This is a genomic window from Frankia sp. CpI1-P, from assembly GCF_001421075.1.
GTDB classification, from domain to species: Bacteria; Actinomycetota; Actinomycetes; order Frankiales; family Frankiaceae; genus Frankia; species Frankia torreyi.
This window is the reverse complement of sequence record NZ_LJJX01000030.1, coordinates 38747-64040: the sequence shown is the minus strand read 5'-3', so window position 1 is coordinate 64040 and position 25294 is coordinate 38747. Positions and strand designations below refer to the sequence as shown.

General features: G+C 72.4%; 14 protein-coding genes and 21 pseudogenes. 26 read left to right on the top strand and 9 right to left on the bottom strand.

Annotation, left to right across the window (positions count from 1 at the left end):
• Nucleotides 1-64: 64 nt before the first annotated feature.
• The 5 pseudogenes from FF86_RS52670 to FF86_RS52650 form a co-directional block, all read left to right on the top strand.
• Nucleotides 65-408, top strand: a pseudogene (locus FF86_RS52670) (histidine kinase); the annotation flags it as partial.
• A 1-nt stretch (nt 409) separates the two neighbouring features.
• A pseudogene (locus FF86_RS52665) lies at nt 410-511 on the top strand (HAMP domain-containing protein); the annotation flags it as partial.
• A gap of 80 nt (nt 512-591) precedes the next feature.
• Nucleotides 592-1221 (top strand): annotated as a pseudogene (locus FF86_RS52660) (HAMP domain-containing protein); the annotation flags it as partial.
• A gap of 1 nt (nt 1222) precedes the next feature.
• Nucleotides 1223-2341, top strand: a pseudogene (locus tag FF86_RS52655) (GAF domain-containing protein); the annotation flags it as partial.
• 1 nt (nt 2342) lies between these two features.
• A pseudogene (locus FF86_RS52650) lies at nt 2343-3706 on the top strand (ATP-binding protein); the annotation flags it as partial.
• Between the two features lie 108 nt (nt 3707-3814).
• Here FF86_RS52650 and FF86_RS52645 read toward each other — a convergent pair.
• The 5 genes and pseudogenes from FF86_RS52645 to FF86_RS52630 form a co-directional block, all read right to left on the bottom strand.
• Nucleotides 3815-4253 (bottom strand): annotated as a pseudogene (locus FF86_RS52645) (fatty acid desaturase family protein); the annotation flags it as partial.
• A gap of 1 nt (nt 4254) precedes the next feature.
• Nucleotides 4255-4422 (bottom strand): annotated as a pseudogene (locus FF86_RS52640) (acyl-CoA desaturase); the annotation flags it as partial.
• Between the two features lies 1 nt (nt 4423).
• Nucleotides 4424-4927, bottom strand: a 504-nt coding sequence (locus FF86_RS52635) for a fatty acid desaturase family protein (RefSeq protein ID WP_396229951.1), incomplete at its 3' end; no start/stop codon positions are given.
• A 137-nt stretch (nt 4928-5064) separates the two neighbouring features.
• A pseudogene (locus tag FF86_RS19485) lies at nt 5065-5901 on the bottom strand (flavin reductase family protein); the annotation flags it as partial.
• 1 nt (nt 5902) lies between these two features.
• Nucleotides 5903-6028: pseudogene (locus tag FF86_RS52630) on the bottom strand (ferredoxin reductase); the annotation flags it as partial.
• 531 nt (nt 6029-6559) lie between these two features.
• On the opposite strand from FF86_RS52630, the pseudogene FF86_RS64240 reads away from it, so the two are divergent.
• Both FF86_RS64240 and FF86_RS19480 read left to right on the top strand, forming a co-directional pair.
• Nucleotides 6560-6669 (top strand): annotated as a pseudogene (locus tag FF86_RS64240) (DUF308 domain-containing protein); the annotation flags it as partial.
• Between the two features lies 1 nt (nt 6670).
• A partial coding sequence (locus FF86_RS19480) for an HdeD family acid-resistance protein (RefSeq protein ID WP_242419082.1) occupies nt 6671-7312 on the top strand: 642 nt, incomplete at its 5' end.
• A 50-nt stretch (nt 7313-7362) separates the two neighbouring features.
• Here the strand turns inward: FF86_RS19480 and FF86_RS19475 are convergent.
• Nucleotides 7363-8142 (bottom strand): SDR family oxidoreductase, encoded by a 780-nt coding sequence (locus FF86_RS19475; protein ID WP_044887180.1) that lies wholly within the window; start codon nt 8140-8142, stop codon nt 7363-7365.
• A 542-nt stretch (nt 8143-8684) separates the two neighbouring features.
• On the opposite strand from FF86_RS19475, the pseudogene FF86_RS52625 reads away from it, so the two are divergent.
• From FF86_RS52625 to FF86_RS19435, 15 genes and pseudogenes are all read left to right on the top strand, one after another.
• Nucleotides 8685-8751 (top strand): annotated as a pseudogene (locus FF86_RS52625) (adenylate kinase); the annotation flags it as partial.
• Nucleotide 8752: 1 nt separating this feature from the next.
• Nucleotides 8753-9107 (top strand): molybdopterin-binding protein (locus tag FF86_RS19470; RefSeq protein ID WP_242419081.1); only part of this gene is annotated, 355 nt, incomplete at its 5' end.
• A gap of 201 nt (nt 9108-9308) precedes the next feature.
• Nucleotides 9309-9474 (top strand): annotated as a pseudogene (locus FF86_RS52620) (Hsp70 family protein); the annotation flags it as partial.
• Nucleotide 9475: 1 nt separating this feature from the next.
• Nucleotides 9476-10136: pseudogene (locus FF86_RS52615) on the top strand (Hsp70 family protein); the annotation flags it as partial.
• 1 nt (nt 10137) lies between these two features.
• Nucleotides 10138-10241: pseudogene (locus tag FF86_RS52610) on the top strand (hypothetical protein); the annotation flags it as partial.
• Nucleotide 10242: 1 nt separating this feature from the next.
• A pseudogene (locus tag FF86_RS52605) lies at nt 10243-10513 on the top strand (Hsp70 family protein); the annotation flags it as partial.
• A 1-nt stretch (nt 10514) separates the two neighbouring features.
• Nucleotides 10515-11279, top strand: a 765-nt coding sequence (locus tag FF86_RS52600) for an Hsp70 family protein (protein WP_242419080.1), incomplete at its 5' end; no start/stop codon positions are given.
• The gene (locus FF86_RS19460) at nt 11272-11817 is read left to right on the top strand and encodes a nucleotide exchange factor GrpE (RefSeq protein WP_044887177.1); all 546 of its coding nucleotides are present in this window, start codon (nt 11272-11274) and stop codon (nt 11815-11817) included. The genes FF86_RS52600 and FF86_RS19460, both read left to right, overlap by 8 nt.
• Before the next feature lie 13 nt (nt 11818-11830).
• Nucleotides 11831-12853, top strand: a complete 1023-nt coding sequence (locus tag FF86_RS19455) for a DnaJ C-terminal domain-containing protein (RefSeq protein WP_044887176.1) — start codon at nt 11831-11833, stop codon at nt 12851-12853.
• Complete coding sequence (locus tag FF86_RS19450) at nt 12853-13167, top strand: chaperone modulator CbpM (RefSeq protein WP_044887175.1); 315 nt, start codon at nt 12853-12855, stop codon at nt 13165-13167. Before FF86_RS19455 ends, FF86_RS19450 begins: the two co-directional genes overlap by 1 nt.
• Nucleotides 13164-13302: pseudogene (locus tag FF86_RS62800) on the top strand (hypothetical protein); the annotation flags it as partial. The gene FF86_RS19450 and the pseudogene FF86_RS62800, both read left to right, overlap by 4 nt.
• A gap of 1 nt (nt 13303) precedes the next feature.
• Nucleotides 13304-13404, top strand: a pseudogene (locus tag FF86_RS52595) (hypothetical protein); the annotation flags it as partial.
• Between the two features lie 366 nt (nt 13405-13770).
• A pseudogene (locus FF86_RS64235) lies at nt 13771-14236 on the top strand (SRPBCC family protein); the annotation flags it as partial.
• Nucleotide 14237: 1 nt separating this feature from the next.
• Nucleotides 14238-14447, top strand: a pseudogene (locus tag FF86_RS52585) (cyclase); the annotation flags it as partial.
• Between the two features lie 76 nt (nt 14448-14523).
• The gene (locus tag FF86_RS19435; protein WP_044887173.1) at nt 14524-15696 is read left to right on the top strand and encodes a zinc-dependent alcohol dehydrogenase; all 1173 of its coding nucleotides are present in this window, start codon (nt 14524-14526) and stop codon (nt 15694-15696) included.
• 69 nt (nt 15697-15765) lie between these two features.
• On the opposite strand, the gene FF86_RS19430 is transcribed toward FF86_RS19435, so the two are convergent.
• Nucleotides 15766-16461, bottom strand: a complete 696-nt coding sequence (locus tag FF86_RS19430) for a TetR/AcrR family transcriptional regulator (RefSeq protein WP_044887172.1) — start codon at nt 16459-16461, stop codon at nt 15766-15768.
• A 157-nt stretch (nt 16462-16618) separates the two neighbouring features.
• Between FF86_RS19430 and FF86_RS19425 the strand changes: the two genes are divergently transcribed.
• The gene (locus FF86_RS19425) at nt 16619-17386 is read left to right on the top strand and encodes a HesA/MoeB/ThiF family protein (RefSeq protein ID WP_044887171.1); all 768 of its coding nucleotides are present in this window, start codon (nt 16619-16621) and stop codon (nt 17384-17386) included.
• Nucleotides 17387-17579: 193 nt separating this feature from the next.
• Here FF86_RS19425 and FF86_RS52580 read toward each other — a convergent pair whose 3' ends face one another.
• Both FF86_RS52580 and FF86_RS52575 read right to left on the bottom strand, forming a co-directional pair.
• A complete protein-coding gene (locus FF86_RS52580) occupies nt 17580-18122 on the bottom strand; it encodes a hypothetical protein (RefSeq protein ID WP_242419079.1) in 543 nt (180 codons plus the stop codon).
• A gap of 603 nt (nt 18123-18725) precedes the next feature.
• Nucleotides 18726-19514, bottom strand: a pseudogene (locus FF86_RS52575) (hypothetical protein); the annotation flags it as partial.
• Nucleotides 19515-20276: 762 nt separating this feature from the next.
• Between FF86_RS52575 and FF86_RS19415 the strand changes: the two are divergent.
• The 3 genes and pseudogenes from FF86_RS19415 to FF86_RS64230 form a co-directional block, all read left to right on the top strand.
• Nucleotides 20277-21281, top strand: coding sequence for a MoxR family ATPase (locus tag FF86_RS19415; protein ID WP_044887170.1), 1005 nt, complete (start codon nt 20277-20279; stop codon nt 21279-21281).
• Nucleotides 21282-22330: 1049 nt separating this feature from the next.
• Nucleotides 22331-23560 (top strand): DUF58 domain-containing protein, encoded by a 1230-nt coding sequence (locus tag FF86_RS19410; protein WP_236705439.1) that lies wholly within the window; start codon nt 22331-22333, stop codon nt 23558-23560.
• A pseudogene (locus FF86_RS64230) lies at nt 23524-25293 on the top strand (transglutaminase domain-containing protein); the annotation flags it as partial. The gene FF86_RS19410 and the pseudogene FF86_RS64230, both read left to right, overlap by 37 nt.
• Nucleotide 25294 lies beyond the last annotated feature (1 nt).

Genomic DNA, 25294 nt, shown 5'->3' with positions numbered 1-25294 from the left:
TGGACATCGACCGCGACGGCTCCCGGAGGGGCGGCCACCGTAGGCGACAGGCTGGAGGGCAACGGTGACCGAGGTCACGGATCGTGAAGCAGTACGCGCGAGGCTGGATGATCCGGCCCTGCGGCAGCTCCTGGCCGGGCTCACCGCCGTGCGGGGCGGCGACTTCGGCACCCGCCTGCCCCGGGTCGGTGACGATCTGCTGGACGAGATCGCCACGGTCTTCAACGGGATGATCGACCAGCTCGCCCTGTTCACCTCCGAGGTGACGCGGGTGGCGCGCGAGGTGGGCACCGAGGGCAAGCTTGGCGGCCAGGCCGAGGTGCCCGGCGTCTCGGGCTCGTGGAAGGACCTGACGGACAACGTCAACGCCATGGCCGGCAACCTGACCGGTCAGGTCCGCGACATCGCNCAGGTCGCGACGGCGGTGGCGAAGGGTGACCTGTCGCAGAAGATCACCGTGGACGCCCGGGGTGAGATCCTGGAGCTCAAGAGCACGATCAACACGATGGTCNATCANCTCTNGGGGTTCGCCGACGAGGTGACCCGGGTGGNCCGGGAGGTCGGTACCGACGGGCGGCTCGGTGGGCAGGNGGACGTCAAGGGCGTCTCGGGTACGTGGCGTGACCTCACCGAGTCGGTGAACGTCATGGCCGGCAACCTCACCGACCAGGTCCGGTCGATCGCCCAGGTGACCACGGCGGTCGCCCGAGGGGACCTGTCGCAGAAGATCCGGGTCGACGCCCGCGGCGAGATCCTCGAGCTCAAGGAGACCATCAACACGATGGTCGATCAGCTCTCGGGGTTCGCCGACGAGGTGACGCGGGTGGCCCGGGAGGTCGGTACCCAGGGCAACCTCGGCGGTCAGGCCAACGTCCGCGGCGTGTCGGGAACCTGGAAGGACCTCACCGACAACGTCAACGTGATGGCCTCGAACCTGACGGCGCAGGTCCGGTCCATCGCGCAGGTCGCCACCGGCGTCGCCCGCGGCGACCTGTCCCAGAAGATCACGGTGGAGGCGAAGGGCGAGGTCGCCGCCCTGGCGTCCACGATCAACACGATGGTCGACACGCTCGGCGCCTTCGCCGACGAGGTGACGCGGGTGGCCCGCGAGGTCGGTACGGACGGCCGCCTGGGCGGTCAGGCGAGCGTGAAGGGGGTGTCCGGCACCTGGAAGGACCTCACCGACAACGTCAACTTCATGGCGAACAACCTGACCAGCCANGTCCGCAACATCGCCCAGGTCACGACGGCGGTCGCCCGGGGCGATCTGACCCGCAAGATCGACGTCGACGCCCGCGGGGAGATCCTCGAGCTGAAGACGACCATCAACACGATGGTCGACCAGTTGTCCTCGTTCGCGGCCGAGGTGACGCGGGTGGCCCGCGAGGTGGGCACGGACGGCATCCTCGGCGGCCAGGCCGAGGTGGAGGGCCTCTCGGGCACCTGGAAGCGCCTCACCGAGAACGTCAACGAGCTGGCCGGGAACCTCACCCGGCAGGTCCGGGCCATCGCCGCCGTCACCAGCGCCGTCGCCACCGGTGACCTGACCAGGTCGATCGACGTCGATGCCCAGGGCGAGGTCGCCGAGCTCAAGGACAACATCAACGCGATGGTCCGCTCGCTGCGCGAGACGACCCGCGCGAACCAGGAACAGGACTGGCTGAAGACCAGCCTCGCCCACATCGGCGGGCTGATGCAGGGACATCGCGACCTGCAGACCGTCGCCCAGCTCGTCATCGACGAGCTGACGCCGATGGTCGACGCCCAGTACGGCACCTTCCTGCTCGCCGAGTCGGGGGTGGAACGGCCGGCGCTCAACCTGATCGCGAGCTACGGCTACCAGGCTCCCCGGGACGTTCCGCGCCGGTTCGACTTCGGGCAGTCCCTCGTCGGGCAGGCCGCGCGGACGAAGCGGACGATCGTCGTCGCGAACACGCCCGCCGACTATCTGCAGATCGCCTCGAGCCTCGGGCAGTCGGCTCCGGTCGCCCTGATCGTGCTGCCGATCCTGTTCGAGGACCAGGTGCTCGGCGTCATCGAGCTCGCCTCCTTCAGCCCCTTCACGCAGGTCCACCACGACTTCCTGAACCTGCTCACGGAGACCATCGGCGTCAACGTCAACACGATCATCGCGAACGCCCGCACCGACGCCCTGCTGGACGAGTCCCAGCGGCTCGCGTCCGAGCTGCGGGCGCGGTCCGAGGAACTGCAGTCCCGGCAGGAGGACCTCCAGCTCTCCAACGCCGAGCTGGAGGAGAAGGCCACCCTGCTGGCCCGGCAGAACCACGACATCGAGGTCAAGAACTTCGAGATCGAGCAGGCCCGTCAGGAGCTGGAGGAGNGGGCCCGCCAGCTCGCCCTCGCCTCGAAGTACAAGTCGGAGTTCCTGGCGAACATGTCGCACGAGCTCCGCACACCCCTGAACAGCCTGCTGATCCTGGCCCGGCTGCTGGCGCAGAACCCCACCCGCAACCTGTCACCGAAGCAGGTCGAGTACGCGCACGTCATCCATTCCGCGGGTTCGGATCTGCTGCAGCTCATCAACGACATCCTCGATCTGTCCAAGGTCGAGGCCGGGAAGATGGACATCCACGTCGAGGAGGTCGCCCTGGCCGACATCGTCGACGACGTCCAGGCCACCTTCTCGCCGATCACCGCGGAGAAGGGCCTGCGCTTCACCGTCGCAATGGCGCCCGACCTCCCCGCCCGGCTGCGCACCGATCGTCACCTGGTCGCGCAGGTGCTGCGCAACCTGCTGTCCAACGCGGTGAAGTTCACCGAGCAGGGCAGCGTCGACCTGGCCATCACGTCGTCCGGCGCCAGCGGGGGGGCAGCGGGGCAGTCCGTGCTGTTCTCGGTGTCCGACACCGGCATCGGGATCGCGGGGGAGAACCTGGAACGCATCTTCGGGGCGTTCCAGCAGGGCGACGGCACCACCAGCCGCCGCTACGGCGGCACCGGCCTCGGTCTGTCGATCTGTCGCGAGGTGGCGACGCTGCTGGGCGGGGAGATCCAGGCTCGCAGCGAGTTCGGGCGGGGCAGCACCTTCACCCTCCGGCTGCCGATGGCCCCGGCCGTGACGACACCGCCCGACGGCCCCCAACCCTCCGCCGAACGGCTGGCCCCGGCCCCCGTTCCCCCCTCCCCGTGGGCTGCGCTCCCCGACGGGGCGCCGTTGGACGTGGCGCCGCCGCCGGTGGACGTGGCATCGCCGGTGGACGGCGCGGCGCCGATGGACGAGGCGAAGCCGGGGCTCCACCTGGTGACCGCGAGTGCACCGGTGGCGCCGGTGGCGGTCCCCGTCGATCCGGACCCGTCCCTGGCGCGGGAGGTGGCTGCCGCCCCCGGGATCGCCGGGCGCACCGTGCTGGTGGTCGACGACGATGTGCGCAACGTCTTCGCCATCACCAGCATCCTCGACCTCTACGGGCTGCGGGTGATCCACGCCGCCGACGGGCGGATGGGCATCGACGCGCTGCAGTCCAACCCGGGCATCGACCTCGTGCTGATGGACGTGATGATGCCCGAGATGGACGGCTACGCCACCACCACCGCCATCCGGGCCATGCCTCAGTTCGCCGATCTGCCGATCATCGCCGTCACCGCCAAGGCGATGCCGGACGACCGGCAGAAGTGCCTCGACGCCGGGGCCACCGACTACGTCACCAAGCCCGTGGACATCGAGGAGCTCCTCGCCTGCATCCGGNCCGGCCTCGCCCCCGGTAGGCAACCTCGGTAAGCAGGGCGTTCGATGCCGGCCGTCGTCTGCCGGCTGCCGGCTGTCGGCTGTCGGCCGTCGGCGGGACGGCTCCCCTCAGGCGGCGCGGGGGACGACGGGCTCGGTCCGGCCGCGGCGCGCCGCCGAGCGCACCGGGCCGGGCAGCGCCAGGCGGGTGATCTGTCGCCAGACGCTCGCCGTCTGCCGGGGCAGCGAGCCGGTGGTGTAGGGCAGGCCGAAGCGCTCACACAGCTCGCGCACCCGCGGGGCGATCTGTGCGTAGCGGTTGCTGGGCAGGTCGGGGAAGAGGTGGTGCTCGATCTGGTGGCTGAGATTGCCGGACAGGAGATGGAGGAGCGCCGGGCCGCTGATGTTGGCGGAGCCGAGGAGCTGTCGCAGGTACCACTCGCCCCGGCTCTCCTCGGCGATCTCCTCCTCGGTGAAGGTCCGGGTGCCCGCCGGGAAGTGGCCACAGACGATGATGGTGTGCGCCCAGACGTTGCGGGTGACGTTCGCGGTGAGGTTGCCCAGCAGGNCGGGGAGGAACGCCGGACCGCCGAGCAGGGGGAACGCCACGTAGTCCTTGAGCCCCTGGCGGGCGGACTTGCGCAGCGTCTGCCCGAGCTGGCTCGCGGTCTCGCCCCAGTCCTTCTCGCCCCGCCACGCCTTGTCGATCTCCGCGTCGTAGATCGCGATCCCGTGTTNGAAGACGGCCGCGAGACCCAGGTTGTACAGGGGCTGGGCCAGGTACACGGGGTGCCAGGGCTGCTCGGGGGAGACCCGCAGCATGCCGTACCCGAGGTCCCGATCCCGGCCGAGTACGTTCGTGTACGTGTGGTGGGCGTAGTTGTGGGAGTGCCTCCACTGCTCGGCGGGTGAGGCGAAATCCCATTCCCAGGTGGTGGAGTGGATGTCCGGGTCACGCATCCAGTCCCACTGGCCGTGCAGGACGTTGTGCCCGATCTCCATGTTCTCGAGGATCTTGGCGACGGCGAGCATCGTCGTACCGGCCAGCCACGCCGGTGGCACGAGGGACGCGAACATGACCGCTCGGCCGCCGACCTCGAGCCTGCGCTGGAGGGCGATCACCCGTCGGATGTAGCGGGCGTCGCCCTCGCCGCGGCTCGCGATGACCTCCGCCCGCAGCCGGTCGAGCTCCCGGCCGAACTCCTCGATGTCTCGGGTACTGAGATGCGTGGGCGCTGGCATCCGCGTTCTCCTCACAGGTCCGGTTCAGCTCACAGGTCCGGTTCGGCTCACAGGTCCGGTTCGGCTCACAGGTCCGGTTCGGCTCACAGGTCCGGTTCGGCTCACAGGTCCGGTTCGGCTCACAGGTCCGGTTCGGCTCACAGGTCGAGCTCGACGTCGCCGACGGCGGTGGACACGCAGGTCTGGATGACGTCGCCCGGGTCGCCGTGCTCCTCGCCGGTGCGCAGGTCCCGGATCCGGCCGCTGGCCAGGCGGGCCAGGCAGGTGCGGCAGACGCCCATGCGGCAGCCGCTCGGCATGGCGACGTCCGCCTCCTCGCCCGCCACCAGTAGGGGCGTGCCCGCGTCGGCGAGCGCTTCCCGTCCGCTGCGGACGAAGCGCACCCGCCCGCCGGGCCCGGCGGACGGGCGCGCCACCGGCTGGAACCGTTCCGTCCGCAGCCGGTCGGCGAGGCCGGCCGCCCGCCAGTACGCCTCCGCGTCGTCGAGCAGTCCCCGCGGCCCGCAGACCCACGCCGGCCGATCCGGCAGATCGGCGCAGGTGGCGGCCAGGTCCGCCATCGTCGGCCGCCGCGCCCGCCGGCCGGGGCGGGAGCGGGTGTGGTGCTCGTGCAGGCGGAGGCCGGGGGTCCGGGCCGCCATCCGGCGCAGTTCGTCGCCGAAGATGACCGCCGGCCCGTCGGGCGCGATGTGCGCGAGGAAGACGTCCGGCCGGTCCCCGGCGAGGGCGAGGCCGCGCAGCATCGACATCACCGGGGTGATGCCGCTGCCGGCGGTCACGAACAGCAACCGGGGCGGCAGGTCCGCCGGCAGCACGAACTGGCCCGTCGGCTGGCCGAGCCGGACGATCTCGCCGGGACGCAGCCGGTGGACGACGTGGTGGGACACGAACCCGCCGGGAGCGGCCTTCACGGTGATGGTGACGAGCCCGTCCGGGCGGCCGGGCGGGGACGACAGCGAGAACGTCCGCCAGTGNCACACGCCATCGATGTTCACGCCGACGCCGACGTGCTGGCCGGCGAGGTGTCGCCGCCAGCCGCGACCGGGCCGCAGGACGACGGTCGAGGCGTCCGGGGTCTCCGGTACCACCTCTTCGACCCGGNCGGACAAGTGCCGCCGCGACCACAGCGGGTTCACCATGGCCCGGTAGTCGTCCGGCGTCAGCGGGCTCGTCAGGACGCCCGCCGCCGCGGTCAGCATCGGCCTGACGGTCAGCATCGGCCTGATAGTCAACATCGATTGAATCACCTCGCCGGCGGCCATACCGGACCAGACGTCTTTCCGAAGAGAATCCCGGTGATTCCGAGCGGGGGCACAGCGACTTCGGGTCGGCTCGACGGCAGGCTACACCGCAGCCGTGGGCCGTCGATTCGATCAATGTGCGGCGTGGCGCCGTCGGCGGCCGCAGGCATCGTCATTCCCGGGGAATTTCCCACGGTCGGTGACGTGCCTGCGGCTCGCGGGTCCGGAGCCGCGCCCGACCTGAATAGTCCGGCACCGCGGCCGGCGGTCCGCCGGGACGATTTCCGGTGGTCATGCGTGGTCGGCTCTACGGTGGGAATCAGGGTGCTGACCTGTGGTCCAGAAGTGAGGGACGGATCCCGCCAGACGGGACGACCCTGACGAGACGGGGGTGGGAACTGTGATCGATCAACGGGCTGCGGACCGAAGGACGCAGTCGCGGTCAGCCGGTATTCCGTGGTACGCACTTCTCGCCGTAGGTGTGGCTTTCACCCTGTTCGCNCTGGCGATCCCGCAGTTCGACATGCATTCCCTGAAGAGGATCGCGGTGGTGCTGGGGATCGTCCTGCTGCTGGGCGCGGCCAGCGAGGTGCTGGCCGCGGGGGCGACCGCCCGGGACTGGCGGTGGTCCCACCTGCTGCTCGCCGCGCTGTTCGTGGTGGGCGGGATCGTGGCGCTGGTCTGGCCGGATCCCACCTTCAAGGTGGTGGCTCGGACGGTGGCCTGGTTCTTCCTGATCAAGGGTGTGTACGACATCATCAACTCGTTCGCGGCCCGGCGCTCCGAGCAGCACGCCGAGGCCGAGGCGGACGGGCGGGCGCCGGCGCAGTGGTGGATGCCGCTCGTCGTCGGCGCGCTGGAGATCGGGGTCGCGTTCTGGGCGGTGGGCTACCCGCGGGACTCGCGGTCGCTGCTGGCCCTGTGGGTCGGGCTCGCCGCTCTCGCACTCGGCCTGACCAAGATCGCCATGGCTCTGCGGCTACGGGGAGTCCGGGCGCCCGCGCCCCTGGACAGCCTGCACCTGGACGACCTGACGACCGCCGGCTTCGGCGGCAGGGCGGTCGCGGAGGGCGGACGCCTGGAAGGGGGCCGCGCCCAGCGGGCGACGACGACCAGCGACCGCTACCCGACCGGCGACCGGTAGACGATCGGCGACCGGTAGGTGACTGACGATAGACCGGCCCGCTGGCGGCCTCAGGCGGTGGGGCCGCCGGCGAGTACCGACCAGCCGGCGTCGACGCGTAGGACCGTTCCGGTCGCCGGGCGCAGGGCGGGGTCGAGGGCCAACCCGACGGCGGCGGCGACGTCCGCCGGTTCCAGGATGCGGTGCAGCACCGAGTTGTCCGCCAGCGCCTTCTCGCGTTCCGCGTTGAGGACCGCTGCGGTGGCCTCGGTGCGCACGGCGCCGGGCGCGACGGTCAGGACGCTGATCCCGTCGCGGGCCGTCTCCGCGGCGACGTGGCGGGCGAAGGTGGCCAGCGCCGCCTTCGCCGTGCCGTGGGCGAGCCGGCCCGCGCCCACGTAGTCGGCGGCGGTGCTGCCGAGATAGACCAGCCGCCCCTCGCCCTGCGCCCGCATGACCGCCACCACCTGCTGGGTGATGTGGAAGGCCCCGGCGAGCTCGCCGGTCATCTTCGCGGCGAACGCCGCCCAGGTCAGCTCGCTCAGCGGTGCGAAGGGCGGGGCGACGGTGTTCGCGTTGACCACCAGCGCGTCGATCCGGCCGCGGTCGGCGAGCACGGTCGCGACCAGCGACGCCACGTCGTCCGGGGCGGTGACGTCACCCGCCAGCGCGACCGCGCTGCCCCCCGACCGGTGAATTCCCGCGACCACGGCGGCCGCCGCGTCGGCATCGCGCCGGTAGTTCACGACCACGTGATAACCGCGGCGGGCGAGGTCGGCGGCGATCGCCGCCCCGATTCCCCGCCCCGCCCCGGTGACGATCGCCGTCGCTGTCGTCGGTGTTTCTGCCATTCCGACCTCGTTGCGGATGAGGGAGTGGACCGTGGACCTCGGCGGATTCCCAGATCCCGGGCGCCGCCATCCGCGAGGCGGCATTCGGGCCGACGCCTCGCCGGCCGCCGAGGCGAACCGCACCCAACGCCGGCGACGGTCGTCATTGCCCGTACTCTATCCGCCGGTCGGTCCGCGGGCGGGGTACGGCCGGAACGTTTTGGTGGGAACATCCGGGTGGCCCGGTTCGAGCCGCTTTGCGCCGCCCTGGCCCGGAGCGGATAGCCNGGAACGCCGTCCCCGGGCGGTAATGTGCGGGGCCGGCGGGAGCCAGTCGAGCGCTCTCGGGTATCGGCAGCCGTCTCCGAAATGTGGGATCGGCCACATCCGTGCGGCCACTTGCCTACGCTTTTCCAGACGCAAAGGGAGACGCATCCGCGGCGTTCACCCGCGGCTCTTTTCGGTACGTGCGGAAATCAAGGCGCGATCGGAGCGGGCACGTGTCCCAGGCGAACGAGTAGAACTGAAGGGACGCGCTGGGTGGACCGACGAAAGGTGTAGCCGTGAGTCTGACCATACGTAACCAACTGACCGGAACCGTCACCGACATCACCGAAGGTGCGGTGATGANTACTGTACTAATCGCATTGCCTGGCGGGCAGAAGGTGACGGCCGCGGTGACCATAGATGCGATCAAGGAACTCGGCCTGTCGGCGGGCTCCACCGTCGAAGTGCTGATCAAGTCCACCGAGGTTTCCCTCACCACCGGCAGCGTGGACGGTCTGAGCATCCGCAACCAGCTCCGCGGCACGATCTCCAGCCTCGAGACCGGCGGCGCGATGGCCGTCGCGCACATCGCCCTCGACAGCGGCGGCGAGCTCACCTCCGCGATCACCCTGGCCGCCGCGACCGATCTCGGCCTTGCCGAGGGTTCCTCCGTCACCGCCCTGATCAAGTCGACGGAAGTGGCCCTCGCGGCCGTCTGAGCGGCCCGGCACGGTGCCGACGCCCGCGCCGCCGCGGCCGCCACGAGCGACCACGGCGGCGTCGAGCACCGCCCGCGCCGCTCGGTATCGGGGCCGGCCGGGCCCGTGACCTGCCGGGATCTGGCGTCACACCCGATTGGTTCCGGCCCACGGGGGCAGCCTTCGCGTGACCCGCACGTCGCGGACTCCCGGGAGGGCATCGTGGGTAAGGCTGTAGGAATCGACCTGGGGACGACGAACTCGGTCATCGCCGCCGTGGAAGGCGGCCAGCCGACCGTCATCCCCAATGCCGAGGGAGCCCGGACGACCCCTTCCGTGGTCGCATTCACGCAGAGTGGGGAGAGGCTGGTCGGGGAGCTTGCCCGCCNCCAGGCAATTCTCAATCCGAAGGGCACGATAACCGCGGTGAAGCGGTTCATCGGCCGCCGGTACAGCGAGGTGGCAAGCGAACTTCGGACCGTCACCTACGACATTCATCGGGGCACCGACGACGCGGCGCGGATCGTCGTGCGCGGGCGGCAGTACGCGCCCGAGGAGATTTCCGCGATGGTGCTGCGGAAACTGGTCGACGACGCCGCCCGATTCCTCGGCGAGAAGGTCACCGAAGCGGTCATCACCGTGCCGGCCTACTTCAACGACGCGCAGCGGCAGGCCACGAAGGACGCCGGCCGGATCGCCGGCCTGGAGGTCCTGCGGATCATCAACGAGCCGACCGCGGCGGCGCTGGCGTACGGGATGGACAAGCGCGCGCACGAGACCGTGCTCGTCTTCGACCTCGGCGGCGGCACGTTCGACGTGTCGATCCTCGACGTCGGCGACGGCATCGTCGAGGTGCGCGCGACCGCCGGCGACACCCATCTCGGCGGCAGCGACTGGGACCGCCGCCTCGTCGACCTGCTCGCCGACGAGTTCACGAACAACAACGGCATCGACCTGCGCAGCGACCCGCAGGCGCTGCAGCGGCTGTTCGAGGCCGGGGAGAAGGCGAAGATCGAGCTTTCCTCGGTGACGCAGACGCAGGTGAACCTGNCGTTCGTCACGGCCGACGCAGGCGGCCCGAAGCACCTCGACACCACCGTGACCCGCTCGCAGTTCGAGCAGGTGACGGCGGATCTGCTTGAACGGTGCATGGGGNCGCTGCGGCAGGCGATGTCGGACGCGAAACTCTCCGAGCGGGACCTCGACGAGGTGATCCTCGTCGGCGGCGCCACCCGCATGCCGGCTGTGCAGGCCCTCGTGCGCCGGCTGACCGCCGGCAAGGATCCGAACATGACGGTCAACCCGGACGAGGTCGTCGCCGTCGGCGCCGCCATCCAGGCCGCGGTCATCAAGGGCGAGGTCTCCGACGTGCTGCTGCTGGACGTCACCCCGCTCTCCCTCGGAGTGGAGACCCTCGGCGGCGTGAGNACGAAGGTGATCGACCGCAACACCACGATCCCGGCGCGGCGCACCGAGACGTTCTCCACGGCGGAGGACAACCAGTCGGCGGTGGACATCGTCGTGCTCCAGGGGGAACGCGAGATGGCCGCCGACAACCGGACGCTGGGCCGGTTCCGCCTGGAGGGAATCCGCCCCGCCCCGCGCGGTCGGGCACAGGTCGACGTCACCTACGACATCGACGCCAACGGCATCCTCAACGTCACGGCGAAGGACACCGACACCGGCGTCGAGCAGCGGATCACCATCTCGGACAACACCAACCTGCCGTCCGAGGACATCGAGCGCATGGTCGCCGACGCCGAGCGCAACCGGGCCGAGGACATCCGGCTGCGGGAGAACGCCGACGCCCGCAACCAGCTCGACACCATCGTCTACCAGGTCGAACGCCGACTCGCCGAGCTCGGCGGCCGGGTTGCGACGCACGAGTCGGCCCGCGCCGAGCAGCTCATCGCCGATGCCCGGCGCGCCCTGGCCGAGAACGCCGACGTCGACCGCGCCCGGCCGATCATCAACGATCTGCAGCAGATCCTCTATGGTCTGCCCGCCGCCGGGGAGCGGGAGACGGCGTCCGCGCCGGGAGGTACGTCGTCGTCGGCCGGCGGTGCCGGTGCGGCCGGCGCAGCCGGTGGTGCCGGTGGTGGTGGGGCTGGCGGGGTCGGTGCTGGCGGAGGCCAGGGGGCCGGTGGGGACGACGTCATCGACGCCGAGTTCACCACCGGGGACGATGGCTGAGGACCGGTCGGACGCCGAGCGGCCCGACATCGAGCGGCCCGACATCGAGCGGCCCGACGCGGCGACGGCATCCGATCTCGCCGTCCAGCTCGAACAGTGCCAGGCGGCTCACCTGCGGACGCTGGCGGACTTCGACAACGTCCGTCGGCGGACGGGCCGGGAGATCGCCGCGGCGAAGGCAGCCGAGCGGGATCGGGTGGTGCTGGCCTGGCTGCCCGTGCTGGATCATCTCGAACTGGCGCTCGGGCACGCCGAGTCTCATCCTGATGCGCTCGTCGACGGCGTCCGCGGGGTCCGCCACCTCGCCCTGGAGGCCCTGCGGGCCAGCGGGGTCAGCCGCATCGACGCCGACAGCGGTCTGTTCGATCCCCACCGGCACGAGGTCGGGGCCGTCGTCGACGGCTCCGCGTGGGCGACGGCGGGCCCGGCCGGAACCGTCGTCGAGGTGATGCGCCCCGGCTACCAGGCCGACGGGCACGTGCTGCGGCCGGCGTCGGTGGCCGTGAGCGCCGGCCCGCGCTCGCCGACGGCGTCGTGACTGTGGAGATCAGATGAGCGCCAGCGGAACCAGGGATCGCAGCCGGGGGAACTTCTACGAGATCCTCGGCGTCCCCCGCGACGCCGACCCCGACGCCATCCAGAGCGCCTACCGCAGGCTCGCCCGCAGATACCACCCGGACATCAACTCCGATCCGCGGGCCGAGGAGCGGTTCAAGGAGGTGTCGGAGGCCTACGACATCCTGTCCGACCCGGAGAGCCGAAAGCGGTACGACCGGTTCGGCCGGGACTTCCGCCGGATGCCCGAGGGCGCCGAACACTGGGCCGGTGCCGGTGCCGGTGCCGGTGCCGGTGCCGGTGCCCGTGCCCGTGCCCGTGCCGGCCCCGGTGCCGGTCCGGGAACGGGTGGCGGCGGCGGTCCGGATGCCCGTTTCGAGGGCTTCTCGGGTTTCGAGGGCTTCGGCGTCGACGACCTGTTCGGCGGCTTCTTCCGCCGCCGCGACCAGGCGGGCCCGGTGCCCGGTGCGGACCAGGAAGCCGAGATCGAGGTCGGCCTGGCCGAGGCGTACCACGGGGGGCGGCGGCGGATCACTCTGCCCGCCTCCGGTGGCGGCACGCGGGAGGTGGAGGTGACGATCCCGGCCGGGGTCACCGACGGCCAGCGGCTGCGGCTGGCCGGGCAGGGCGGCCAGGGCCGCGGCGGGGGCGGGCGTGGCGACCTGTACCTGGTGGTGCGGCTGGCCCCGGATCCGAGGTTCCGGGTCGAGGGCCGCGATGTGTACATCGATCTGCCGCTCGCGCCGTGGGAGGGAGTCCTCGGCGCGCGTGTCACCCTGCCCAATCCGGCCGGCGGCGAGGCGACCCTCACCGTCCCGCCCGGCACCTCCACCGGCCGCCGTCTGCGCCTGCGCGGACGGGGCCTGCCTCGGCCCGGGCGTGCTCCGTACCGCGGTGAGGGCGCCGGCGACCTCTACGCCCACGCGCGGATCATGGTCCCGCCGAAGCCGACCGAACGGGAGCGGGAGCTGTTCGCCGAGCTCGCCGGGACGTCGTCGTTCAACCCGAGGGAGCGGTGATGACCACGCTGCTGGTGCGCACCCGAGCCGTCGACCGTCGCGACCAGGCGCTTGATCTGGACGCCTTCTGCGCCGCGGTCCGGCTGCATCCCGATCTGGTTCGCCGGCTGGTGGCGCTCGGCCTGCTCGACGCCGACATCGACCCCGCCGGCCGCTACACGCTCGCGGCGACGGCGGTGGCCCGCGCCGCCCGCATCGAACGGCTCCGCCGTGACCTCGGCATCACCTACGCCGCGAGCGGGGTCGTGCTCGACCTGCTCGACCGGATCGGTGAACTCGAACGGCTGCTGCGAGTCCGAGGAGGTCGATCATGACCACTACCGGGGTGGATCCCCATCTCGCGCTGGTTCGACCCGTTGTTCCGCACACCGCGCGCGGCTGTGAGGACTGCCTGCGGGTCGGCTCCGTCTGGGTGCACCTGCGGCTGTGCCTGACCTGCGGCCACGTCGNCTGCTGCGACTCCTCCCCGCTGCGCCACGCCCGGGCCCACGCGCACGCCACCGCCCATCCGATCGTGCGCTCCTTCGAACCGGGCGAGCACTGGCGCTGGTNCTACGTCGACGAGACCTTCGTCTGACCGGGATCAGGAGCCGATCACGAATGCCCACGCCCGGCCGGCACGGCCGGCCGGCCGAAGTCGAAACGGGGGATCAGCGATGAGCACGCAGAACAGTCAACAGCAGTTCCGCGACCCGCAGGCGCGCNAGCCCGGCGACCAGGGAGAACGCGGCGGCGCGCGAGGTGCCGTCCGCCCGGACGCCCTCGGCAGCGCGCTCGGCTGGTTCGGCATCGGCCTCGGCGCGACCGAGCTCGGGGCGCCCGACCTGGTCGCCCGGGCCATCGGAGCCGACGACTCGGCCGTCTCCAGGACCCTGACGCGGATCTTCGGCGGCCACAAGATCGCCGGCGGGGTCGGCGTGCTCGGCAGCGAGCAGCCGGGCCGGTGGCTGTGGGGACGGGTCGCGGGCGACCTGCTCGACCTGTCGGCGCTGGCGCTCGTCGCGGCCCGGCGCCGGGTGACCGGCGCCGGCCTGGCCCGCCCGCTGTTGGCCGTGGGCTCGGTCGTCGGCGTCACCGTGCTGGACGTCATCGCCGCCCGCCGCCACAGCCGCGCCGAGGCGCCGGGCCATCTGGTGCACGCGAGGTCGAGCACCACCATCCGCCGGGCCCCCCAGGACCTCTACCGCCGGTGGCACGACTTCGAGTCGTTGCCCACGTTCATGTACCACCTCGACTCGGTGCGGACCACCGACGGAACCTCGCACTGGAAGATCCGGGGACCGGCCGGGAGGAAGATCAAATGGGATGCCCGGATCGTCGAGGACCGGCCCGACGAGCTGATCGCCTGGCGGTCGGTCGGCCGCTCGGACGTCCGCAACGCCGNCACGGTGCGCTTCCGGCCGGCGCCCGGGGGCCGGGGGACCGAGGTCCAGGTCGACCTGGAGTACCAGCCGCCCGCCGGAGCCGCCGGCGTCGCGCTCGCGAAGGTGCTCGGGGAGGAACCCGGTCAGCTTCTCGCCGAGGACCTGCGCCGCTTCAAGCAGCTCATGGAGACCGGCGAGGTCGTCCGGTCCGAGGCGAGTCCGACCGGCTCNCGGCCGGCCAGCCGCCTGCTGCGCCAGCACCCGGCCCGGCCGCTCGGCCGAGCGTAACGCGAAGGGACTCCAGTCATGCGTGCAAACTGCTGGCTCGGTCGGGGCGAGGTCGAGGTCCGACAGGTCCCCGATCCGCAGATCCTGAACAGCCATGACGCGGTCATCCGGGTCTCCAAGACCGCCATCTGCGGCACCGACCTGCATCTCTACGACGGGTTCGTGCCGACGATGATGAAGGGGGACGTGCTCGGCCACGAGTTCATGGGCGAGGTGGTCGACGTCGGTCACGACGTGGAGACCCTTCGCATCGGCGACCGGGTCGTCGTGCCGTTCCCCATCGCGTGCGGACGGTGCAACACCTGCCTGGCCGGCGACTACTCGCTGTGCGAGAACTCCAACCCGAACGCCTCCCTGGCGGAGAAGATCCTCGGCCACGCCCCCGGCGGCATCTTCGGCTACTCGCACATGCTCGGCGGATTCCCCGGCGGGCAGGCCGAGTACGCCCGGGTGCCGTTCGCCGACATCGGACCCATCAAGATCGAGGACGACCTGCCGGACGAGCGCGTGCTGTTCCTCTCCGACATCCTCCCCACCGGGTACATGGGGGCCGAGTTCTGCGACATCACGCCCGGTGACGTCATCGCCGTCTGGGGGGCCGGGCCGGTCGGCCAGTTCGCCGTCGCGAGCGCCTTCCTGCTCGGCGCCGAGCGGGTCATCGTCATCGACCGGTTTCCCTACCGGCTCGAGATGGCCCGGGACAACTCGGGGGCCGAGCCCGTCAACTACGAGGAGTCCGACGTCCGCGAGGCGCTGCTGGAGCTGACCGCCGGGCGCGGCCCGGACGCCTGCATCGACGCCGTGGGCCTCGAGGCGCACCATTTCTCGCACGCGGCCCACTCCTACGACCGTGCGAAGCAGGTCACCCGGCAGGAAAGTGACCGCCCGTTCGCCCTGCGGGAGGCGGTGCGCAACTGCCGCAACGGCGGTGTCGTCTCGGTCATCGGCGTCTACGGCGGGTTCGTCGACAAGTTCCCGATGGGCTCACTGATGAACCGCGGACTGACCCTGCGGTCCGGGCAGTGCCACGTGCAGCGGTATCTGCGGCCGCTGCTCGACCGGATCCGCAACGGCGAGATCGACCCGAGTTTCGTCATCACTCACCGACTCGGCCTCGACGACGCGCCCCACGGCTTCACGACGTTCAGGGACAAGGAGGACGAGTGCATGAAGGTGGTACTCACCCCTTGACCGGACGGCCGGATGACCGGACGGCCGGATGACCGCAGCCGGACGGCCGGACGACCGGACCACTACCCGCTACCCGCCCCGCGGCCCGTCCGCGGCCGCCTTGTCCTGCACCCCGGGCGGCTGCTCGGCCAGCGTCTCGCCGCGCATCACGGTGAGCAGCTCGGATTCCGGTGGAGGCGGCGGCGCCGACGTCGCGGCGGCGGCCTGCAGCCCGTCGAGCAGGAGGGCGATCAGCCGGGCGGAGCTCTCCGGGGCGTGCGCGCCGGCACGGTGGATGAGACCGGCGTTGGCCATCAGGATGATCAGAATGTCCTGCGGGGCGAAATCGGCGCGTAGCGCCCCCGCGTGCTGTGCGCGGCGGATGGTGCGCACCACGTCCCGCCGGGCGTTGTCGCGTGCCGCGTCGATCGCGGCGTCCGGGAAGGCGTCGCTGGCCAGCAGGTCGGCCAGCCCCCGATCCGCCGCCTGCATCCGGCACAGTGCTGTCAGGTAGCCGCGCAGGGCAGTCCACGGATCGGGTTCGGCCGCCGCGGCGGCCGCCATCTGCGCGTACTTTTCCATCTGCTCGGACAGGGCGGCGGCGACGAGCTGGCAGCGCGAGCCGAAATGCCGGTAGAGCGTGGCGTTCCCGACGTTGGCACGCTGCGCGATCTCATCGAGTGAGGCCTGGATGCCCTGCTCCGCGAACACCCGGCGAGCGGTCGCCAGAATCGCCTGCCGGTTACGGCGAGCGTCCGCGCGGGTAGCCGGTGCAAGATCAGACATCCAGTCATCCTAACCGCGGGCGGGGACGGGACCGGCGTTCTTGGTACTGTGGTCGGCGAACCGGGGATTCGTCCCCGGTGGGGGTGAGAAGCGCGCAAACGCGGGAAACCAGAGCCAACTTCTGGAAAACGTCGGCCACACCAGACGAGGGCAGGTCATGGACACCCAGCGCTTCACGCGCCAACTGATGGCCGGTTTCGGCCCCGGTGAGCAGGAGCGTCTGAGCGGGGCGACGGTGCTCGTGGCCGGGATCGGCGGGGTGGGCGGCGCCGCCACCACCTATCTCGCCGCCGCCGGCGTCGGGCGACTGGTGTTGGTCCATCCCGGCCCGTTGGAGAAGCCCGATCTGAACCGCCAGACCCTGATGCGCCCCGACCGGATCGGCGAGCCCCGAGTCCTGATCGCCGCGGACACCCTGGGTATCCACTACCCGGAGGTCGCGGTGGAGACCTGGGACCGGGACCTGTTCGATCCGCTGCTGCCCGAGCTGGTGGCCGCCGCCGACGTCGTGATCGACGCGCGGCACAACTTCCCCGAACGCTTCCAGATCAACCGAATGTGCCTGGACGCCGAGGTGCCTCTGGTCGTCGCGGCGATGAACGCGACCGAGATCCAGTTGCTCACCGTCGCCGGGGACAGCGCATGCCTGCGGTGCGTTTTCGCCGAGGGCGACCCCGACTGGGATCCCCTCGGGTTCCCCGTCTTCGGAGCGGTCGCGGGGACGGTCGGGTGCCTCGCGGCGATGGAGGTCATCAAGCTGATCTCCGGGTTCGGCGAGCCGTCCATCGGCCGGATGCTCGTCGCCGATCTGTGGGATCTGGACGTCCGTTCGCTGTCGGTGGTGCGCGACCCCACCTGCGCGGACTGCGGCTCCCGGCAGCGGACGCCTCGCGCCTCCCGGCTGGACAGCGCCTCAGGGCGTTAGGGCAGCCGGCCACCGCACCGTCTCGAGGCGGCCGTGGCCAGGCCCGGTCGCGCGGGCTCGGCCGTGTCCAGGGCTGGTCGTCGCGCGGGCCCGTTCGTCGCGCGGGCCCGTTCGTCGCGCGGAGCCACCCCTGGTCGGCGGGCTGTCCGGCGCCAAGCCGGATCGTGGGCGAGGCAGGTGTCCAGGCCGGTCGTCAGGTGGGCCGGCGGGGGGAGTGGGGCTGCGTCGTCGGATCCCCGCCGGGAAGCTCGACGAGTGTCTGCTCCGGCTGGGTGGTGATGCCCGGCCGTGGGCTCGGGGTGTCCGTGGGCTGCGGGGGACGCGGGACGGGCGATGTCGTCGCCGGTGGAGGCGGCAGGGTGACCACGTTCCCGGTTTCGGGGTCGGGGATGACGGCCGGCTGTGGTCGCGTCCCCGCCCGCTCGGCGGTCGCGGGCGCCGGGCGCGGTTCGACGGGCGTGGCCTGCGGTCGGGGCGGCGGGGCCGGCAGCGGGCGAGCTGGAGCCGTGCCGGTCTGACCCGGCAGCCCCGATGGCTGTTTCGCTACCGTCGCCCGCCGCGTGCCGTCGATGAGCACGGCGTCGGGGCCGGCCGGATCGTTCACCCACACCTGATCGCCCTCGGCGGTCACGGTGATCCGCGCGGTGTCTGCGGCGGTCGCCGGCTCGGGGGCGGACCCGGGGACGACGATCGGTGAGATGAATCCGCGAGTGCGCGTATCGAAGACCCAGACCATCCGGCCATCCTGGTCCGGGATGTAGATCATCCCGCCATGTCCGACCGGTGGACCGAGCCGGCGGGGAGCTACCGGCCCCTCGTCCCCCTCGCCTCCGCGGCCCGCTTCGCCGCCTCCGGCCGCTGCGTCCCCTTTGGCCGCGTCGCCTCCGCGGATTGGGTCGCCTCCGGTGACGTCGGGTCCACTGGCCTGCCCGTCCGGTCGGGCCAGGTCGCCGCCCGTGTGGGCGTCCCCCGGAGGCGTCGCCGAGCCCTCTGATGATCTCGCAGGTCGATCGATGTCGGGGAGCCCGGTCGGGGCTGCGGGGCCGGCGGAGGCCGCGTCGCCGCCACCCCCCGCTCGGACTGTGTCGTCCCCCGGCGGGGATGGACTGCCCTCCGCTCGGGCCGTGCCACCCCCCGGCTGGGTCGTGCCACCTCCCGGCTGGGCCGTGCTGCCCCCCGCTCGGGCCCTTCCATCATCCGGCACGGTTGGCAGATCATGCGCGGTCACCGTGCCGTCGTGGACGTCTGCGAGCAGGAGCCGTCCGGCAACCGTGTCGATTACTGGGACGGTGCCCTGCTCTGTCGCGTCGGCCGCAACCACCACCGGGTCGGACGGTGNGGACGCGGTGGTCAGGGTCACCGGCAACGCGATCGCCCGGCCAGGCCGGGCGCCGGCGAGCGGGATCGCCGTCCCGGCCGTGCCGTCGACGACCACCGGGCGATCCTGGGCCAGCACGATGTCGATCTGATGGTCCGGTCGGGCGACGGGAATCGGGGCCGACGCCACGCCATCGCGGATCGGCACCACGGAGCCGCTGGTACGCACGGGCACCCACAACGTTCCGTCCCGCGTCCGGACGACGGCGCCGAGGGCTCCGCCGAGGTCGATGACCGGTCCAACGTCGGTGAGCAACCGTCCGTCCAGGCGTCGTACCCGCCCACTCGCACCATCAACGGCGTAGATCACCTTGCTCCCTGCGATCACTGTCGTGCCGGGACGCAGGCTGGCCGTTCGGGCGGGGGCAAGGCGTTGCGGCTCGATCAGGTGGAGCAGGCCGGCGTCCTCGTCGCAGACGAGGAGATCCGGGCCGTTGCGCAGGACGGACAGCCGATGTCCGACTGCGCCGGGCACGGTGACGGCCGCGTCCGCCCGCTCGGTCGTGCTCTGCAGGTGCGTGACGGTGCCGGTCGACTCGCTCGCCAGCCAACTGCCGCCGGTGGTGAGGTCGAGGGCGAACGGTGGCGTTCCGGGTGCGGCGGCGGCCAGCCCGGCGCCCACGCACAGCGCCGCGCCGGCCGCTGCCGTGATGACGCGACGCAGCCGCCGCCCGAATGCGGAGATGGTCGTGGTCTCACTTTCCCTGATCAGGGCCGGCGCGCGGGCGCGGCAAGGCAGCTCCGGCAGCACGGCCGTGCCGGGCGTCGTTGGTCCTCGGCGCCGGAGTGCAGGCGGTGGGAGCGGACAGCCCGAACGGGTCGGTGTCCTCGAACGGGTCGGTGTCTGTGTGGGCGTGCCACCCCGCCCGCCCACACAGACACCGCGGGGGAGCGCCGCGGGAGGGGTACAGCGCTCACCGCATCCCAGGCGCCATACCCAACGGCGCGCGGGAGTCTGTTGATATTCATGTGTTGACGTCGACTATCCCGAGATGGACCACTTGGGCGGGTCATCCCTCTTGGTAGGTAGGACGCGGCGTTCGTCGGACAGGTTGCGACGCGCTTGATGCCTTTCGTGACATCACCTCGGGGGAGTCGCGCAGCATGGCGGACGCCGGTGCGGCGCGTGCATGCCGGTGTGGGCCTCCTGGCCATCAGATCAACAACTAATTCAGGCTATGGCACAACGAAACGGGGGTGCCCGTCGNCTACCGCAGCGGAACGGATCGTCTCCGTGTCGGCGACGGCCGCTGGAGTCGCCGTTCCCGGGCGGATCTCCCCACCGCCCGCGGGCGGACCGGGCCGGTCGCCCCCTAGTCCGGCACGGTCCGCCCCCCGACTCGTACCCGCCCGCCCGCACCAGCCCGATCGCAGCAGGTGCGACCGGTAGCAGCACGACTCGTACCCGCCCGATCGGTCCCGACGAGGAGGAGCCCGACCCGGTGATGAGCAGCCAGTCCGCGCGGCGAGGACGGTCAGCGTTCCCTACCCCGACCGGACCAGGAGGCAGGGCATGACAAACAGGAACGACGACCGCGACCACCTGCGCGGCGACCAGTCCGGCGTGGCCGCGTTCTCGGCCACCTTCCATGACGTCGTCGCGAATATCGAGAAGGTCATCCGGGGCAAGCGGGATGTTGTCGAACTCGCGACGATCTGCCTGTTCGCCGAGGGGCACCTGCTCGTCGAGGACGTTCCGGGCCTGGGTAAGACCTCGCTGGCCCGAAGCCTCGCGGCCTCGGTCAACGCCGGCTGCCACCGCATCCAGTTCACGCCGGACCTGCTGCCGGCGGACATCACCGGGACGATGGTGTACGACCAGCGTGCCAACGAGTTCGGCTTCCGCCGCGGACCCGTCTTCGCCAACCTCGTCATCGGCGACGAGATCAACCGCGCCTCACCGAAGACGCAGTCGGCCCTGCTGGAGGTGATGGAGGAAGGGCGGGTCACCGCTGACGGCACGGGCTATCCCGTGCCCCGCCCGTTCATGGTCGTGGCGACGCAGAACCCGATCGACATGGACGGGACATACAGCCTTCCCGAGGCCCAACTGGACCGGTTCCTCATGCGGCTGAGGATGGGGTACCCGTCGGTCGATGCCGAGCTGGAGATCCTTGAAGGCCGGCAGGTGGGACGGCGGATCGAGGACCTGAGGCCGGTGATGCGGGCGGAGGACGTCGTCGCCCGAACGGCCCAGACCTTCGCCGTCCACGTCGCGCCGGCGCTGCGCCGTTACCTCGTGGACCTGGTGGCCGCCACGCGGACCATCCCCGACATCGTCCGGTTGGGGGCGAGCCCACGGGGCAGCATCGCGCTGCTGCGCGCTGTCCAGGTCAGGGCCGCCGCGCACGCCCGGGTGTTTGCCACTCCCGACGACGTCAAGGCAGTGGCCGGCCCGGTCCTGGCGCATCGTCTGGTGCTCAGCCCGGAGGCCGAACTGCGGCGCGTCATCGCCGAGGATGTCGTCGACGAGATCCTGCAGACGGTGCCGTCACCGCGCCGGCTCGTCGGAATCTGATCGTGTCGTCCCCCGACGACCGTCGCCAGGGCGGCGACCGGGCTGACCGCGGGCTGCTCCGGGTCATCGACGCGGACACGGCGACCACCCCCTTGCCCGCCTTGATGCCGCCCGCCCCGCTGCCGTCCGCCTCGGTGTCCCCGTCTCCAGCCTCCCTCGCCCGGACCATGCAGCGCCGGACGGGCCGGTCCGCGCCGGACCGGCCCGAACCCGGGCGGACCGTGCGCGGGCTCGGCGAGCGTCACCGTCCGCCTACCCAGGAGCCGCTCCCGCGCCCGGCCGCGGTGGGCCGGCGAGTCGCCTCGGCGGGCCGGCAGCTCACCCCGACCGGTGCGGACGCCGCGGAACGGGCGGGCTCGACCCCGCCGGGTTGGGCCCCCTCCATGGTCGGACCTGCGGAACGCGTTGCTTCCGGGACGGCGGAACCGGACGTGGCCACGGCGGAATGGCCGGCACCGGCCCGAAACGGGCCTGCCCGGTCGGAACCCGTCTCGTCGAGTTCGGGCGCGTCGGGATCTGGACCGGTGGGGCCCGATCGGTCCGGTCCCGGGAGCGCTGCGTCCCCGGCGAAGCAGGGCTGCCCGTCGGATCGTGGAGCCGTGGGGAGCGGGGATCCGCCGGGAAGGGCCCGCCTGAGGGTCACCCCGCTGGGATGGGGGATGTGCGTCACCGTCGCGGCCCTGCTCCTGGGCGCTCGAGTGCTGCGATACGCGGAGCTGGCTGTACTCGGCGGGGCCGGGGCCGCGGCGATGGGTCTGGCGGCTGCTACGGCCGTTCGCCGCCCAAGGGTGTCGGTGGCGGTCCGCGTGTCGCCCAGACGGGTCACCCGAAGTGAGGCCGCCACCCTCACCGTCACGGTCCGCAACCTGTCGCGGTGGCCTTCGCCGCCGTTCACCCTTCATCTGCCGCATGGCCCTGCCGCCGCGCGCCCGGACCTACCGGGGCCGGGTGCTCCCCGTGCGGGGCGGCTGCTGGCCGCTTCGGACCTGGTGGAGACGTGGTGGGAACGGCGTACGTCGACTATCGCCGCCCGCGGAGGCGACGGCCGCGTGCACACCCTTCCGGCCGCGCGCCAAGGGACGCCGCGCACCGGCGCCGCGCCTGGCGGCCACCCGCCGCGGGCTGCCGGCGCCCTGCACGCACCAGACTCCACGCCGTCCCACGGCACCGGCACCGATGGCCGGGGCGCGGCCGGGGCACCGGATTCGTATCCCCCGGACGGGCCGGACACGCTGGCTGCGGCCGTGTCCGTCCAGGTGCCCCGACTCGCCGGCTCGGGTTGCCGGACGATCGAGCTGGCCATGGACACCAGGCGGCGCGGGGTGGTCCGGCTGGGCCCCGCCGAGGTGATCAGATCGGATCCGTTCGGGCTCACCCTGCGCCGGCAGCGGCTGGCGGCGGCCGACACCCTGCACGTCCGGCCGCGGACCCGGCCGCTGGCGCCGCTGGCCTCCGCGCCCTCGCGCGACCCGGATGGGCAGACCGGACTGGGCACGGCCGGGGGACTGGAGATCCACACCCTGCGGAGGTACGCGCCCGGTGAGGACCTCCGCCTCGTGCACTGGCCGTCCAGCGCGCGGGCGGGCGAGCTGATGGTCCGCACCCACGTCGATCCCAGCGAGCCGGCTGCCACCGTCGTCCTCGACAACCGGCCGGCCGCCTATCCGCCCGGCCGGGTCGGCGTCGCGACGTTCGAGGAGGCCGTGGACATCACCGCCGCCGCGGTGATGACCTGCGCACAGGAGGCGTTCGGGGTCCGGCTCGTGACGACCGCCGGGTTGCGGGTGGCAGGCCGGCGCCGCCGACGGGACGCCGACGTGCTGATGGACGAGCTGGCGGGCGTGCATCTGGACGACACCGCCTCGCTGGATGTCGTCGCGACGCTGCGGCGCGGCGGGCTCGGCACGCTGGTGCTCGTCACCGGTGGATTCGACCGACAGGCGCTGGCCGCACTCGCCCCGGTGGCCCACGCATACGGGCGCGTCGTTCTGGTCCGGGTGGGCCCCCGCAGCCCGGCCGCCGCCCGGGCCATCGACCGGCGCGACTCCTCCGACCGGGCCCGCCTGCGGACCGCATCGCCCGGCCGGGTGGCGGGGATCGGCGTGCTCGGCAGCACCGTCCCCACCGGCGGTACGCACCTGGACGGCACCACCACCCGGGCCGCCGGCCGGCTGACGGTGATCGACATTCCCGACGCCGAGGCGCTCGGCGACTACTGGCCGACCGGCGAACGGCACCGGCGATGGCCGCGGGGCTCCCCACGGACGAGCCGATCATGACGCAGATCGGTGGACCGTCCGGCGGGGCCATGCGCTCGGCGTCCGGCTCGAGCGGGGGGCACGTCGTCGGGGTCGACCTTCCCGCCCGTCGGGAGGAGCCGGTGCGGCCTCGCCTGGCGGCCCTGGTGGTGGTGGCGGGACTCGCGATCGTGGGCGGGTTCGGGTTCCGCCGGGTCTTCACCCTCCCCGATCTCCAGGTGATCATCCCTGTCGCCGCGGTCGTGCCCGTGATCACAACCGCGGTGCTGGGTCTGCGACGCCGGCCGGTGCCACTCGTCGGGACGATCGCGACCTGGGCCGGGGGGTTCGTGGTCTGGGCCACCTGCACGGTAGCGGCCGGTGCGGGCGGGTTCTGGGCGCGGTTGTCCCTGGTCCGCTCGGGCGTCCTGCGCGGATGGGCGCGCCTGCTGGACGCGGCCGTCCCGGCCCCGCCCGACGGGGCCCTCCTGCTCGTACCAGCGGCACTGACCTGGCTGGCCGCCGCCGTCGGCGCGGAGCTCGTCGTCCGCACCAGGGCCCGGCTCCTGCCCGCGTTGCCCGCTGCCCTCGTCCTGGCGGTCGCGGTCGCCTACGCGGCCCCCGTGCCGGGATCCGACGCGCCGTTCGCCGCCGCGTTCGCCGCGCTGGCCGCGGTCCTCGTCCGGGTTCGCGGGAGCGGCCCGTCCCGGCCACTGGGAGAGGCCGCAGCCGCCATCCCAGGCCCCACCGGGCCGGGCGTCGGCTCGGGTGAGGCCGCAGGGTCCCCCCGATCCGGGCCAGGTCTGCTACCCGTGGCAAGCCCGCGAGGTTGGGCGGCGCTCCGCCTCGCGGCGCGGTCCATCGTCGCCGTGGCCGTCGTCGTGGGAGCCGGTCTGGCACTCGCGAATGGTCCGATCGGGCCGGATGGGCGACCGCCCGTCGACCCTCGCGACCACCGCACAATCGCGCCGGCACCGCTTGCCGCCCTCAACCCCCTGAGTCGGCTAGCCGGCTGGACCGCCCATCCTGACCAGGTCCTGTTCCGGCTGGGTCTGTCCCCGCAGCCGTCGGGGCCGGTCGCGCTACGGCTCGCCGTCCTCGACTCCTACGACGGCGCCACCTGGTCCACGAGCGGCCGTTACCTGCCCGCGGGACGGGCGATCATCGGCGGGCCAGGCGACCGGGGGCAGGCCGGGCGCGACGCCGGCCAGGATGGTGGTCGGCCGTCCACGCCGGTCACCCAGGACCTGACCGTCGTCGACCTCGGTGGCGATCTTGTGCCCGCCCTCGCCCGGCTCGGCCAGTTCATCGTGGTCTCCGCCGCCGGCACGGTGTCGCCCGCCTCGCCCGCCTCGACCACTGCTCGCACGCCGCATCCCCCGGGCGGGGATCGCTCCACGGTGGCTCCCGAGGGGCCGGCGGGCCAGTTCGCGGTCGATCCGGAGGACGGCACACTCGTGCGCACCACGCCGCTGCACCCAGGCAACCGACTGCGCCTTGTCTCCACCCCGCCGGCCACCATGACCGCCGACAGGCTGCTCGCCCTCACCGTCTCCGCGACGCCGGCCAACGCCCCCTACCTCGCAGTGCCCGGCGGGATCCCTCCGGTGCTGCGGGAACTGGCCTCCGTCGCCACTAACGGCGGGGCGACGCCGTACCAGCGGGCCGCCCTGCTGCGCCAGTACCTGATGGCCAGCTTCAGCTTTGATCCCACCGTGCCCGCCGGGCATTCGCTCGCCCACATCGACCACTTCCTCGGCCAGACCCGACGCGGCN